This window comes from Amycolatopsis camponoti, assembly GCF_902497555.1.
GTDB classification, from domain to species: Bacteria; Actinomycetota; Actinomycetes; order Mycobacteriales; family Pseudonocardiaceae; genus Amycolatopsis; species Amycolatopsis camponoti.
The window spans coordinates 2,369,159-2,382,467 of the sequence record NZ_CABVGP010000002.1 but is presented as its reverse complement, the minus strand read 5'-3'; the positions used below and the strand labels follow the sequence as shown (position 1 = coordinate 2,382,467).

The 13,309-nt window shown below is 72.4% G+C and carries 12 protein-coding genes; 5 read left to right on the top strand and 7 right to left on the bottom strand.

Translation table 11 applies throughout. The features are described from left to right. Nucleotides 1-39 precede the first annotated feature (39 nt). The 3 genes from AA23TX_RS31540 to AA23TX_RS31530 all read left to right on the top strand — a co-directional run bounded on the left by AA23TX_RS31540 (nt 40) and on the right by AA23TX_RS31530 (nt 3,542). Nucleotides 40-813, top strand: coding sequence for a cyclase family protein (locus AA23TX_RS31540; protein ID WP_155546404.1), 774 nt, complete (start codon nt 40-42; stop codon nt 811-813). Then, the gene (locus tag AA23TX_RS31535; protein WP_155546403.1) at nt 810-2,429 is read left to right on the top strand and encodes a thiamine pyrophosphate-binding protein; all 1,620 of its coding nucleotides are present in this window, start codon (nt 810-812) and stop codon (nt 2,427-2,429) included. The genes AA23TX_RS31540 and AA23TX_RS31535 overlap by 4 nt, the downstream gene beginning before the upstream one ends. A gap of 114 nt (nt 2,430-2,543) precedes the next feature. Next, entirely contained in the window at nt 2,544-3,542 is a 999-nt protein-coding gene (locus AA23TX_RS31530) for a hypothetical protein (protein ID WP_155546402.1), read from the top strand. 112 nt (nt 3,543-3,654) lie between these two features. Here the strand turns inward: AA23TX_RS31530 and AA23TX_RS31525 are convergent, their stop codons facing one another. The 3 genes from AA23TX_RS31525 to AA23TX_RS31515 are packed head-to-tail and all read right to left on the bottom strand — an operon-like array spanning nt 3,655 to nt 6,116. Next, nucleotides 3,655-4,884, bottom strand: a complete 1,230-nt coding sequence (locus tag AA23TX_RS31525; RefSeq protein ID WP_196425731.1) for an HNH endonuclease signature motif containing protein — start codon at nt 4,882-4,884, stop codon at nt 3,655-3,657. A 34-nt stretch (nt 4,885-4,918) separates the two neighbouring features. Further along, nucleotides 4,919-5,662: a GNAT family N-acetyltransferase gene (locus tag AA23TX_RS31520; protein WP_230862780.1), complete on the bottom strand. Its 744-nt coding sequence runs from the start codon at nt 5,660-5,662 to the stop codon at nt 4,919-4,921. A gap of 7 nt (nt 5,663-5,669) precedes the next feature. Beyond that, nucleotides 5,670-6,116: an Lrp/AsnC family transcriptional regulator gene (locus tag AA23TX_RS31515; protein ID WP_155546399.1), complete on the bottom strand. Its 447-nt coding sequence runs from the start codon at nt 6,114-6,116 to the stop codon at nt 5,670-5,672. Nucleotides 6,117-6,293: 177 nt separating this feature from the next. On the opposite strand from AA23TX_RS31515, the gene AA23TX_RS31510 reads away from it, so the two are divergent. Beyond that, nucleotides 6,294-9,686 carry an indolepyruvate ferredoxin oxidoreductase family protein gene (locus AA23TX_RS31510; RefSeq protein WP_230862961.1) on the top strand — a complete coding sequence of 1,131 codons (3,393 nt, stop codon included), beginning with the start codon at nt 6,294-6,296 and terminating at the stop codon, nt 9,684-9,686. Here the strand turns inward: AA23TX_RS31510 and AA23TX_RS31505 are convergent. The 4 genes from AA23TX_RS31505 to AA23TX_RS31490 all read right to left on the bottom strand — a co-directional run bounded on the left by AA23TX_RS31505 (nt 9,667) and on the right by AA23TX_RS31490 (nt 12,630). Beyond that, nucleotides 9,667-10,293 carry a response regulator gene (locus tag AA23TX_RS31505; protein WP_155546397.1) on the bottom strand — a complete coding sequence of 209 codons (627 nt, stop codon included), beginning with the start codon at nt 10,291-10,293 and terminating at the stop codon, nt 9,667-9,669. The genes AA23TX_RS31510 and AA23TX_RS31505 overlap by 20 nt on opposite strands. Nucleotides 10,294-10,360: 67 nt before the next feature. After that, nucleotides 10,361-11,326 carry a GlxA family transcriptional regulator gene (locus AA23TX_RS31500; RefSeq protein ID WP_230862779.1) on the bottom strand — a complete coding sequence of 322 codons (966 nt, stop codon included), beginning with the start codon at nt 11,324-11,326 and terminating at the stop codon, nt 10,361-10,363. A 1-nt stretch (nt 11,327) separates the two neighbouring features. Then, a complete protein-coding gene (locus AA23TX_RS31495) occupies nt 11,328-11,837 on the bottom strand; it encodes an ATP-binding protein (RefSeq protein ID WP_155546396.1) in 510 nt (169 codons plus the stop codon). 151 nt (nt 11,838-11,988) lie between these two features. Continuing rightward, entirely contained in the window at nt 11,989-12,630 is a 642-nt protein-coding gene (locus AA23TX_RS31490) for an FMN-dependent NADH-azoreductase (RefSeq protein ID WP_155546395.1), read from the bottom strand. Nucleotides 12,631-12,712: 82 nt separating this feature from the next. On the opposite strand from AA23TX_RS31490, the gene AA23TX_RS31485 reads away from it, so the two are divergent. Beyond that, the gene (locus AA23TX_RS31485; protein WP_155546394.1) at nt 12,713-13,195 is read left to right on the top strand and encodes a MarR family winged helix-turn-helix transcriptional regulator; all 483 of its coding nucleotides are present in this window, start codon (nt 12,713-12,715) and stop codon (nt 13,193-13,195) included. Nucleotides 13,196-13,309 lie beyond the last annotated feature (114 nt).

Here is a 13,309-nt window from a genome sequence, read left to right as displayed (position 1 = left end):
GGTCTCGATCGGGACGCACACCGGCACCGGGAGGCAGGCATGTCGTTGTTGGACGGGCTGAGCAAGGCGATCGCCGGGGGGACGATCGAGATCGTCGACCTCACCGCTCCGCTGAGCGCGAGCACGCCGATCCTGCGGCTGCCGGAGCCGTTCGCCAACACCATCCCGTTCCGGCTGGAGGAGATCAGCCGCTACGACGACCGCGGCCCGCGGTGGTACTGGAACGACATCCACACCGGCGAGCACACCGGCACCCACCTCGACGCGCCCGTGCACTGGGTGTCCGGAAAGGACGGCCACGACGTCTCGCAGGTGCCGTTGAAGACCTTGGTCGCCCCCGCGGTCGTGCTGGACTTCTCGGCGCGTGCCGCGGAGGACCCGGACTTCCTCCTGTCGATCGACGACGTCCGCGCCTGGACGGCCGAGCACGGGCCGCTGCCCGACGGCGGCTGGCTGCTCTACCGGACCGGCTGGGACGAGCGCAGCGACGACCAGGAGCGGTTCCTCAACGCCGACGAGGCCGGGTCGCACGCCCCCGGCGTCTCGCCGGAGTGCGCGCGGTGGCTCGCCGAAGAAACGCCGATCACCGGGCTCGGCGTCGAGACCGTCGGCACCGACGCGGGCCAGGCGCCCGCCTTCGAGCCGATGTTCCCGTGCCACGAACTCCTGCTGGGCGCCGGGAAGCACGGCCTGACGCAGCTGCAGAACCTCGCTTCGCTGCCGCCGACCGGGACGCTGCTGGTGGTCTCGCCGCTGCCGATCGTCGGCGGGTCCGGCAGCCCGGCCCGCGTGCTGGCCCTGGTGGAGCGGTGAACGTCGCCGAACTCGTCGGCCGCACCTTGGCCGGCCTGGGCGTCGGCACGGCGTTCGGCGTGGTGGGCAGCGGCAACTTCGAGGTGACGAACGCGCTGCGCGCGGGCGGCGTCCGGTTCGTCGCCGCCCGCCACGAGGGCGGCGCGGCGAGCATGGCCGACGCCTACGCGCGGATGAGCGGCCGGGTCTCGGTGCTGTCGCTGCACCAGGGCTGCGGGCTGACCAACGCGATGACCGGCATCACCGAGGCGGCCAAGAGCCGGACGCCGATGCTCGTGCTCACGGCCGACTCCGCGAGCGCGTCGGTGCTGTCGAACTTCCGCGTCGACCAGGACGGCCTGGCCGCGGCGGTCGGCGCGGTGCCGGAGCGCGTGCACTCGGCCGCGAGCGCGGTCGCCGACACCGTACGGGCCTTCCGGACCGCGTGGCAGCAGCGCCGGACGGTCGTGCTGAACCTGCCCCTGGACGTGCAGGCCGAGCCGGCACCGGCGCCGCCCTCGCTGCCGGACATCCCGGGACCGGCGGTGCTGCGGCCGGACGCCGCCGCGGTGGCCGAGCTGGCGGACCTGCTCGCGGCCGCCGAGCGCCCGGTGTTCGTCGCCGGGCGCGGTGCCCGCGGCAGCCGGGAACCGGTGCGGGAGCTGGCTTCCCGGTGTGGTGCGCTGCTGGCGACGTCGGCCGTCGCGCACGGGCTCTTCCACGGCGACGAGTTCGCGCTCGGCATTTCGGGCGGGTTCGCGTCCCCCTCGACCGCCGAGCTGATCGTGGGTGCCGACCTCGTCGTCGGCTGGGGCTGCGCGCTGAACATGTGGACCACGCGCCACGGGAAGCTGCTCAGCCCGCACGCGAAGCTCGCGCAGGTCGACGTCGAGCAGAGTGCGCTCGGCGCGCACCGGCCGATCGACCTCGGGGTCGTCGGCGACGTCGCGGCCACCGCCGTCGACGTCCTCGCCGTGGCGAAGGAGCAGCAGGGCTACCGCACCGAGGAGGTCGCCGCCCGGATCGCGGCCGGCCGCTGGAACGACGTCGAGCACGAAGACCTCTCCCGGGGCGGCCGGATCGACCCCCGAACGCTGAGCAAGCTCCTGGACGAGCTGCTGCCCGCGGAGCGGATCGTCTCGATCGACTCCGGCAACTTCATGGGCTACCCGAGCGCCTACCTCTCGGTGCCCGACGAGCAGGGATTCTGCTTCACCCAGGCGTTCCAGAGCATCGGGCTGGGCCTGGGCACCGCCATCGGCGCGGCGCTGGCCCGCCCGGACCGGCTGCCGGTGCTGGGCACCGGCGACGGCGGGTTCCACATGGCACTGTCCGAACTGGACACCGCGGTCCGGCTCGGCCTGCCGCTGGTGGTGATCGTCTACAACGACGCCGCGTACGGCGCGGAGGTCCACCACTTCGGCGACGCCGACATGACCACGGTCCGGTTCCCCGACTCCGACCTCGCCGCCATCGGCCGCGGCTTCGGCTGCGCGGGGGTGACGGTCCGGTCGCCCGACGACCTTTTCGCGGTGCGCGAGTGGCTGGCGGGTCCACGTGACGCGCCGCTGGTCATCGACGCGAAGATCGCCGACGACGGCGGGTCGTGGTGGCTGGCGGAGGCGTTCCGGCACTGACCTCGGCACCCACCCGGCCTTGATCCGGCCTTGACAGCGCCCTGGGCGGACCTGGATGCTGGCCGAGTTGTCCTACTGTCGTAAGACAGCAGGTATTCGTTCTGGGGAGCCCTCATGCGCTTGTTCAAGACCGTCCTGGCCGTGCTCGCGGCCGCGGCGTTGGTGGCCGCGCCCGCCGACGCGGGCCAGCCCCGGCCACCGTCCGATCCGGCCGGCGCCCTGCTCGCCGCGCTCGGCACCCATTCGATCCTGGCGAAGTCCAGCCCCGATCCCGGGACCTTCGTGTTCGACCTGATCCGCGACCCGCGCTTCCCGGGCCGTGTGAACGACGTCGTCGTGGAATGCGGGAACTCCCGCCTCCAGCCGATGCTCGACGCCTACATCGCGGGCGGCGACGTCCCGGACATCAGCCACGTCTGGCGGGACACGACCCAGCCGAGCTGCGGGTTTTCGTTGTTCTACGAACAGCTCTTCGCGCTGGTGCGGCAGGTGAACACGACGCTGCCGGCCGCGAAGAAGATCCGCGTGCTGGCGGGCGACCCGCCGATCGACTGGAGCCGGATCACGAGCCCGGCGGACCTGGACCCGTTCCACGACCGGGACGGGTCGATCGTGTCGGTGGTGAAGACGCAGGTGCTGCAGAAGCACCGCAAGGCGCTGATGCTGTTCGGCCTCGGCCACCTGACCCACGACGGCGGCAGCGGCGCGGTCGCCCAGCTGGAGCGCGAGTACCCCGGCGCGGCGTACGTGGTCGCGGACCACTACGGGTTCACGACGGACAACAAGCGCCTCGAACAGCGGCTGGGCTCGTGGCCGTCACTGACCCCGATCGCGGGTTCCTGGCTGGGCACGCTCGACACGACGTACTTCCCGACGAACCGCGACTACCCCCCGGGAACGAAGGGGTATCCGGGCGTGGACGCGTACCTGTACCAGGGCCCGGCCGACCTCCTGCTGCGCGAGCCGTTGTCGGCGAGGGCGATCCTGGACACGGACTTCCTGAACGAGCTGCGCCGCCGCGCGACGGCGATCGACGCGCCGTCGGACGGCCTCGAGTGGCCGGAGTTCTTCTTCGACCGCGAGCGCGCGTCCGGAGTCCTGCTGCGCGGCTAGTGTCGCGCGTCCACACAAGGCGTCGAACAACTTCCCCAGTGATTGATCGCGCCCGGACGTGGGTGTAGGCCCGCAGCCGGTGACTGCGGGCCCATCCCAGGCATTCGGTTGCTCACGCCGCGAACGGCAACGGTCGGTGCAGGTTGTTGCGCCTCGGTTTTCGGCGTTTGTCCAGGAAGACCGGAGGTAGGAATTCGGGTAGGCCGTCGGTGGCGATGCGGACCTGCCAGCCGGAGCGGTGCAGGAGCCGGTGGTGATGGGCGCACATCAACACCAGGTTGCTCAGCTCCGTCGGACCCCCGTCGGCCCAGTGCCGGACGTGGTGACCCTGACAATGCCGAGGCGGCCGATGACAGCCCGGGAACGCACACCCCCGATCACGCAAGTACAACGCACGGCGGAGCCCAGCGGTGACCAGGCGGTATTGGCGGCCCAGGTCGAGAGGCTCGCTCCTGGAGCCCAGGACCGTGGGGATGAGCATGCAGTCACACGCGTGGATCCGCGCCTCGGCCGCGGAGATGCGGCCGGTGTCGCCCAAGGTGGCCGCGCCGACACCGGACTTCAGATCGTCCAGGGCGACAGCGACCATCACGTGTGCTCGTTCCCCGGCCTGCATCGGCAGGTCCGGGGAGTTGAGGGCCAGGTCGATCGCGTCGGAGAAGGCGTCGCCGTAGCGTTCCTGCTGCGAGCGGAGGTCGGGGCCTTCGTCGGTGCTGCGGCGCTGGGCGAGAGAGTCGAGCAGGGCGCCCGCGCGGGCGCCGGTCTCGTCATCGAAACGGCCCTGCAGCTCCCAGACCCCGGTTCTCCTGCGGCGCAACGACAGTTCACGGCTGGGCTGGGCCGGTTCGGTGGATTCCGGCTCGGTGCCGTCAGGGTCGAGGTGGGCGATGATCCGGGCACCCAGGGCGGTGACCTGCTTGTGGCCGGTGTCGGCGGCGAAGGTGAGCAGGTGCTGCTCGGCTTCCTCGCGATGCTCGGGCGGGATCCGGGTGAGGGCACCGACGATCGTGTCGATCATCGGCGTGCTCAACCCACCGTCCAACGCGGCAGTGCCGGTGGCGGGAGCAACAGCGGGGATCGGGGTGCCGTCGAGGTTGCGGCCACCAGCGAGAGCCCGGGCGCGTTTGACCACGGTCTCGGCGGCAGATTTGGGGACGTCGGCGAGGTGCTCGAAGAGTCGCGCGGCGGAGCGGTAGCCGAAGAGTTCCAGCACCCCACGTGACTCGATTTCCACCAGCAGGGAACCGATTTCGGCCTCGGCAGACCGCACAATGGTGAGCAGGGCGGAGATGCGGTCGGCCAAGGCCACCGCATCCGCTCGAGTCACCGCTTCGCTGTCCACACACCAAGAATACCGGCAGTCGAACGCACGTTCATCACACGAAAGGGTATCCCTGGAACCCGCCCACACGATGCGAAACCCAAACGTTGGGTTCAACGTAGACAGCAAAGTCCTCCACAGTAGAAACAAAAACCGGAGCGAGCGCCCCCGGCACCACGACAGCACCATCCCGATCGAACGGCAACCCGGTCCACCGCCGCCAATCGGCAAGCGACGCCTGAACGGTCGCCGAACAAGGCGCGACGCCCTCGATCCGCCCACCGGCACGCACATGGGTCCGCAGCCAGCGATCCGCGGGCAGACCGTCCGCCCGCGTCTGGGCGGCGTACTCGCGCATCGGCGTCGCCGGGACCGCGGCCTTGTCGGGTGGCCGGACCGGGATCACCAGCGACGTCAACCCGGCAGCCGCCGCGCGCATCCCCTCCAGCACCACGCGGGAATGGCCGCGCCCCTGGTGATCCGGGTGCACGGCGATCTCCAACGCGCACGCCGTGTCGGGAGCGACGTCGTCGAGCGCGTCCTCGGCGGCCCACACGGCGACCTCGTCCCAGCCCCGCGCCGGCAACGACGCACGCGAGCGGAACGGCACCATGATCCCGCGCGCCACCGGGATGTCGGCTTCGAGCAGGGCGACCACCAGGTGCGGCCAGCGCCGCACGACCCGGCGGCCGCGGACCAGCAGGCTCGTGAGGCTGCCGGTCATGAACTTCGGCGAGTCCGGCGAGTACGGGATCGAGTAGGTGGCCGAAGCGAGGTCCGGGCGCTCGGCCAGCGTCACGAGCACGTCAGTTCCCTCTCGACCACGACTCGAGGGCGATCAGCGTCTTCGTGCCGGTGACCTGGTGGTGACGGCGGATCTCGTCGATCGTCTTCTGCAGGTGGGCCATGTCGCGCACCCGCAGCCACACCAGCGCGTCCGGGTCGCCGGCGATCGTGAACACCGCCTGCGCCTCGGGCATCCGCGTCGTGGTGCGCAGGATCTCCGCGACCTTCGTGTTCCCGACGAACCGCAGCTCGGTGAACGCCTCGATCCCCCAGCCCAGCTTCGCGTGGTCGACCTGCACGGTGAACCCGGTGATCACGCCGGTCTCCCGCAGCCGGTCGATGCGGCGCTTGACCGCGGCCGTCGACAGCGTGACGCGGCCGGCGATGTCGGACAGCGTCCGGCGGGCGTCTTCGCGCAGCAGGCCGAGGATCTCGTGGTCGGTCGCGTCGAGCAGGTCGTCGGTCATGCGTCCGAGCGTAAACGGACGCAAAAATCGGGACCACTCCGTCACTGGATACGCTGAACTTTGCGTGTGGAGGCCCGGCCGCGCCTTGGCTGTTGCGTGGCTGTGGTCCGCGCCGCACTGTGCCCCGAAGATCGCACTGTGCCCGAGAGCACAACCGACGCGAAGGAGGCCCGCGCCGTGGAGACGTTCACGCTGGACGACCGGTACCTGCGAGAGGCCGGAACCGTGCACCTGAGCGGGGTGCAGGCCCTGGTCCGGCTGCTGTTCGACCGCGTCCGCCACGACCGCGCCCGCGGCGGCGACCCCGCCGTGTTCGTCTCGGGCTACGAGGGCTCGCCGCTGGCCGGCTACGACCTCGAACTCGGCCGCCGCGCGAAGCTGCTGGAGAAGCACGACGTCGTCCACCGCCCGGGCCTCAACGAGGAGCTGGCCGCGACCTCGGTGATGGGCAGCCAGCTCGTCGCGGGCGCCGGCGGGCAGCGGGGCGTCACCGGGTTCTGGTACGGCAAGGCGCCCGGCCTGGACCGCGCCTCCGACGCCCTCCGCCACGCCAACCTGGCCGGCACCGACCCGCGCGGCGGCGCCGTCGCGCTGGTCGGCGACGACCCGAACGCCAAGTCCTCGACCGTCCCGTGCGCGTCCGAGCTCGCGCTCGCCGACCTGGCCATCCCGATCCTCTACCCGGCCGACTCCCAGGACGTCCTCGACCTCGGCATGCACGCGGTCGAGCTGTCCCGCGCCGCCGGGGTGTGGACGTCGCTGAAGGTCGTCGCCAACGTCGCCGACGCTTCGGGCACGGCGACCGTCAGTCCGCGGTGGACCGCGCCGGAGATCGAGAAGGCCTACCGCCACACGCCGACCTCGCGCCTGCTCGGCACGAGCCTCGCGGAGCTGGAACGCAGCCTGTTCACCGTCCGGTTGCCGCTGGTGCTCGACTACCTGCGCGCGGCCGGCGTCAACAAGATCACCGCGCGCGGCCCGGCCGACCGGATCGGCATCGTCTCCGCCGGGAAGTCCTACCTGGACCTCCAGCAGGCGCTGCGCACACTGGGTCTCGACGCGAAAGCCCTGCGCGAGCACGGCATCCGCGTGCTCAAGCTCGGCGCGATCCACCCCCTGGAACCCGGGGTCGTGCGCGAGTTCGCCGACGGCCTCGACGAGATCGTCGTCATCGAGGAGAAGCGGGCGTTCATCGAAAGCGCGCTGAAAGAGGTCCTCTACGGCGTGCCCGGCGCGCCCGCCATCACCGGCAAGAAGGACTGCGACGGCCGCACGCTGTTCACCGAGCTCGGCGAGCTGGACCCGGACGCCGTCGCGACCGGACTGACCCGGCGGCTGCCGGAGGGCATCGCGTCGGTGGACGAGTACCGCGGGCGCCGCCGTCGCGAGCGCATCTCCGTGCCCCTGCTCGCGCGGACGCCGTACTTCTGCTCGGGCTGCCCGCACAACTCGTCGACGAAGGTGCCCGAGGGCACGCTGGTCGGCGGCGGCATCGGCTGCCACACCATGGCGCTGTTCATGGAGCCCGACCAGGTCGGCACCGTCCTCGGCGTGACGCAGATGGGCGGCGAGGGCACCCAGTGGATCGGCATGGCGCCGTTCGTGGAGGCCGAGCACTTCGTCCAGAACATCGGCGACGGCACGTTCACCCACTCCGGCAGCCTCGCCGTGCGCGCGGCGGTCGCCGCCGGCGTGAACATCACCTACAAGCTGCTCTACAACTCGGCCGTCGCGATGACCGGCGGCCAGGACGCCGTCGGCGGGCTGCCGGTGGAGAAGGTCGCCGAGCTGCTGCTCGTCGAAGGCGCGAAGCGGGTCGTGATCACCAGCGACGCGCCCGCGAAGCTGCGGCGCCGCAAGCTCCCCGCCGGCGTCGAGGTCCGCGACCGCACGGAACTTCTTGGCACGCAAGAGGAACTGGCCGCCATCAAGGGCGTCACCGTGCTGATCCACGAGCAGGAGTGCGCGGCCGAGAAGCGGCGGAAACGCCGTCGCGGCAAGCAGACCGCGCCCGCGACCCGGGTCGTGATCAACGAGCGCGTCTGCGAGGGCTGCGGCGACTGCGGCACCAAGTCGAACTGCCTTTCGGTGCAGCCGGTGGCCACCGAGTTCGGCCGCAAGACCGCGATCCACCAGTCGTCGTGCAACGTCGACTACTCGTGCCTGGCCGGGGACTGCCCGTCGTTCGTCACCGTGGTGCCGACCGGGAAGAAGCAGCGGCGGAAGCTCGGCGAGCTGGCCGCGGACGCCGTCCCCGCTCCCCCGGCGGGCGCGCCGGACTTCACCGTCCGGATCACCGGGATCGGCGGCACCGGCGTGGTCACCGTGACCCAGATCCTCGCCACCGCCGCGGTGCTCGACGGGCGGCACGTCCGCACGCTCGACCAGACCGGGCTCGCACAGAAGGGCGGCGCGGTGGTGTCCGACCTGAAGGTGACGGCGGAGCCGGTCGAGCAGGCCCCGAAGCTCGCCGCCGGCGAGTGCGACCTCTACCTGGCGTGCGACGCGCTGGTCGGGGCGGACGCGGCGAACCTCGGCGTGGCCGACGCCGCCCGCACCACGGCGGTCGTCTCGACCACCGAGGTGCCGACCGGCCGGATGGTCGTCGACACGACGGTGTCCTTCCCGTCCCCGGACAGTGTCCTCGCACCGCTGGAAGCGGCGGCACAACGCACGGTGTCCCTGGACGCGCGCGGGCTGGCCGAGGAGCTGTTCGACGACGACCAGTTCGCCAACGTGCTGCAGCTCGGCGCGGCCTTCCAGACCGGCGCGATCGGCCTGCCGGCCGCGGTGATCGAGCGCGCGATCGAGCTGAACGGCACCGCGGTGGCCGCGAACCTGCAGGCCTTCCGCCGCGGGCGTCAGCTGGTCGCCGACCCGGCCGCGCTCACGGCCGCCCCCAAGGAGACGCGGGCGGTCACCCAGCCCGCCGCGCGGAAGCTGGTGCACGCGGAGCCGGGCTCGGAGCTGGCGCGGCTGCTCGACGTCCGGATCCCCGATCTGGTCGCCTACCAGGACGAGCGGTACGCGCGGGCGTACGCGGAGTACGTCGAGCAGGTGCGGGTGCTGGAGGACGGGCCGACGGAGATCACCGAAGCGGTCGCGAAGCACCTGTACAAGCTGATGGCCTACAAGGACGAGTACGAGGTCGCGCGACTGTCGCTGGACCCGGCCTTCACCGCGGATCTCGCCGGGCAGTTCGGCGAGGGCACGAAGTACGCCTACCGCCTGCACCCGCCGGTCCTGCGGGCGCTCGGCATGAAGCGCAAGATCAGCCTGGGCCCGTGGTTCCGGCCGGCGTTCCGGCTGCTGCACGCGTCGCGCAAGCTGCGCGGCACCCGCTTCGACCCGTTCGGCCGCGCCGAGGTGCGCCGCGTCGAGCGCGAGCTGATCGAGGACTACCGCGCCACGGTGCTGCGGGCCTTCCGCGCCGAAGACGCCGACCGGGCCCGCGTCCTGGCGCTGGCCGAGCTGCCGGACCTGGTGCGCGGCTACGAGGACGTCAAGCTGGCCAACGTCGCCCGGTACCGGGAGAAGCAGGCCGAGGTCCTCACGCTCGTAGGTAGCTGAGCATCGCCTGGGCTTCGTCGGGGACGCGCAGCTTCGCGCTGACGTCCCCGGCGTGCTGCCGGGCCGCGGCGGTGCCGATGCCGAGCAGCCGCCCGATCGTCGGCACCGAGTGGCCTTCGGCCAGCAGCGCGACGACCTCGCGTTCGCGCGCGGTGAGCGTCGCGACCGGGTCGCCGGGGCGTGGCCGGGCCAGCTGGAGGGCGACGACGTCGCGGTCCAGCACCGTGCCGCCGGCGGCGACGCGCTTCAGTGCGTCGAGGAACTCGTCCGGCTTCCCGACGCGCTCCTTGAGCAGGTACCCGGCGCCGCCCCCGCCGGCGGCCAGGAGGTCGCCGGCGTAACCGTCTTCGACGAACGCCGACAGCGCCAGGATCGCCAGCCCGGGTGCGACCCGGCGCGCTTCGAGGGCGGCCCGCAGGCCTTCGTCGGTGAACGTCGGCGGCATCCGGACGTCGACGACGGCCAGGTCCGGCTCCTCCGCGACGACCGCGGCCAGCAGGTCTCCGGGGTGGTCGACGGCGGCGGCGACGTCGAACCCCTCGCTGTGCAGGAGCAGGACCAGCCCCTCCCGCAACAGGGCGTCTTCTTCCGCGATGACAATGCGCACCTCGGCTGCCTCCTCGCCTCCACGTCCTCTCCCTGCCTGGATGCACGGATCGGAGCCCGGAACCGGTTCAGCCGATGCCCGTGGTCCGGAACCGGGCCCGGTAGTCGCTCGGGGTCACGCCGAGGCCGCGCGCGAAGGCGCGTCGCAGCGTTTCGACGGATCCGAAGCCCGACCGCCGCGCGACGACGTCCAGCGGTTCGGTCGTGCGTTCCAGCCGCTGCTGGGCGGATTCCAGCCGCACCTGCTCGACGAACCGGGCGGGTGTGCGGCCGAGCTCTTCCCGGAACAAGCGGGTCAGGTGCCGCGCGCTGACCCCGGCGCGGGCGGCCAGGTCGGCGAGGGTGTGCGGCGCCGCGGGGTCGGCCGCGACCGCGTCGAGCACGGCCCGCAGCACCTCGGTGCGCGGGCGGCCGGTTTCCAGCCGCACGCTGAACTGCGACTGCCCGCCGGGCCGCTGCAGGAAGACGACCAGGTGCTTGGCCACCAGCCGGGCCACCTCGGCGCCGAGGTCCTCCTCGACCAGCGCGAGGGCGAGGTCGATGCCGGACGTGACGCCCGCGGAGGTGATCACCGGGCCGTCCTTGACGAAGATCGCGTCCGCGTCGACCCGCACCCGCGGGAAACGGCGGGCGAGCTGGTCGGTCAGGTCCCAGTGGGTGGTGGCGCGACGGCCGTCGAGGACGCCCGCCGCGGCCAGCGCGAACGCGCCCGCGCACACCGACGCCGTGCGGGTCGCGCCGCCGGCCAGCCGCCGGATCTGCGCGACGAGCCCGGTGTCGGCGATCGTGCGGGCCCATTCGGGGCCGCCGGGCACCAGCACGGTCGCGCCGCGCGGGTCGGCCGCCGCGAGGTCGAGATCGGCGCCCAGGCGGGTCCCGGTGTTGGCGCGGACGTCGGCACCGCCGGGCGAGGCCGTCTTCAGCTCGTACCGGCCGCCGTGCTCGTTGGCCTCGGCGAAGACTTCGAGGGGCCCGGAGACGTCCAGCAAGCGGACGCCGTCGTAGAGCACGACCAAGATGGGACGGCTGCGCACGTCAGCTCGGGCCGGACCAGCCGCTCAGCCGCGTGAGCAGGCGTTCCAGCACCTCCGGGTCGGCGGCGACCGGGGCGCCGGAGACCGGCTCGTCGACCAGGGTCCGGCGGTCCTGCCGGCGAGGCAGACGCACCTGCTTCGCGTTCATCCCGCCGGGCAGCTCCAGCTCGCACCACGTGGTGCGGGCCTCGCCGGCGCCGGGCGTGACGCCCACGCGCTCGCCGGGCCCGGCGACCTTCGGCTCCGGCAGCCCGGGGACGTCGTCGTCGACCTCGACGACCAGCACGTCGGCGCGCAGCCGCAGCCGCAGCGTGACGAAGGAGGGCGATCGGGGGTCACCGGCGTCGATGACGGTCTCGACCAGCCGTCTCGCGGTGGCGGTCACCTGCTCCAGCATGGGCATCAGGGACCAGTCGGTGAGAATCAGGCGGACGAACAGTTCCGTGACCGGCAACGCGCTCGGTTGCGCGACCAGCCGGATATCGTCCATCTGGGAGGTGTGCGCGCTCAAACCTGACCTTCCTCGCCCAGGTGCGGACCGTCCGGGTTTCCGCATCTTGCCACCCGGCCTCCGGCGGCACGGTACCGGCTGTGCCCGCACCGCTACCGCCGGGGCCCGGGGCGCAGTCGTCGAAGACCGGGTTCTGCGCGCCGAACGGTCGTCAGACCCGCGCCGGGACCCACAGGTCGTCGATGGTCTTCTCCGCCGTCGCCAGGCTCGCGTCCGCCAGCGGGATCAGCTCCGCCATCGCCGGGTTGACGTGCGCGAGGGTCAGCTCCGCCGTGACGAACCGCGGCTCGAGGCCGGTCAGCGAGACGCCGTGCGGGAGCCACTGCTCGGCGTGGTCCCAGCCTTCGCGGGGCGTGCCTTCGCCGTACCCGCCGCCGCGCGAGGCCAGCACGATGAACTCGCGGCCGCCGAGCAGGCCGGTCATGGTCTCGTGGTCGACCGAGAGCCCGGGCGCGATGAGGTGGTCCACCCACGCCTTGACGCTGCTCGGCGCGCCGTAGTTGTAGACCGGCAGGCCCAGGAGCACCGTGTCGGCCGCCTGGATCTCGCCGACGAGCTCCCGCGTCAGCGCCCACGACGCGGCCTGGGCCGGCGTGTGCTGCTCCGGCGGGATCGCGCGGGCCGACCCGCTCTCGGCGTCGAGGTGCGGGAGCGGGTGCGCGCCGAGGTCGCGGTAGGTGGTCGTGCCGCCCGGGTGCGCGGCCCGCCACGCGGCCGCGGCCCGCGCGCTGAGCCGGCGGCTCACCGAGCGCTCGCCCTGGATGCTCGAGTCGATGTGGAGGAGATGCGCCATGTCGTTAGCCGCCCATAGATCGTTGGTGTTAGACAAACCATTAATAGCACACCGACCATTGAGCTGCCCATATACTGGGCGCATGACCTCGCTGCCGGTCGTCAACCAGCCGCCCCACCGGTGCGGAGCGCTGCTCGACCACCTCTCCCGCCGGATGCGGCTGCGCAGCGAGTCGGTGCTGACCCCGCTCGGGCTGCGGCCGCGCCACCTGATCGCCCTCACCGTGCTGCGTGACCTGGGCGGAAGCTCGCAGCAGGACCTCGCGAAGACCCTGCAGATGGACGGCACGAACGTGGTCGGGCTGCTCAACGAGCTCGAGACGGAGAACCTGATCGAGCGGCGCCGCTCGGCCGTCGATCGGCGGCGCCACGTGGTGGAGCTCACCGACGTGGGCGCGAAGCTGCTCGCGCGGGCCGAGTTCGCGCTCGCCGCGATCGAGGACGAGGTGTTGTGCGGGCTCAGCCATGAGCAGCGCGAGCAGCTCTACGAGCTCCTGCACCAGGCGACGAGCAAGACGGACACCGAAGCCTGCACGGGCGCCGACCTGCCGCCGCCGCCCTGCTGAGCGTCAGCCGCCGGCGATGTCGCGGGCCGGCTGCCGCGCTTCGGGCAGCGTGAACCTGCCGGTGATCTGCGTTCCCCGCCGGTGATGGCGGCCTGCTGCGTGGCCGGATCGGTG

Excerpts from the sequence above, each read along its gene's own strand:
- AA23TX_RS31540 (WP_155546404.1), top strand. The coding sequence starts at position 40 with ATGTCGTTGTTGGACGGGCTGAGCAAGGCGATCGCCGGGGGGACGATC.
- AA23TX_RS31530 (WP_155546402.1), top strand. The coding sequence starts at position 2,544 with ATGCGCTTGTTCAAGACCGTCCTGGCCGTGCTCGCGGCCGCGGCGTTG.
- AA23TX_RS31515 (WP_155546399.1), bottom strand. The coding sequence starts at position 6,116 with ATGACCGACGACCTGCTCGACGCGACCGACCACGAGATCCTCGGCCTG.
- AA23TX_RS31490 (WP_155546395.1), bottom strand. The coding sequence starts at position 12,630 with ATGGCGCATCTCCTCCACATCGACTCGAGCATCCAGGGCGAGCGCTCG.
- AA23TX_RS31485 (WP_155546394.1), top strand. The coding sequence starts at position 12,713 with ATGACCTCGCTGCCGGTCGTCAACCAGCCGCCCCACCGGTGCGGAGCG.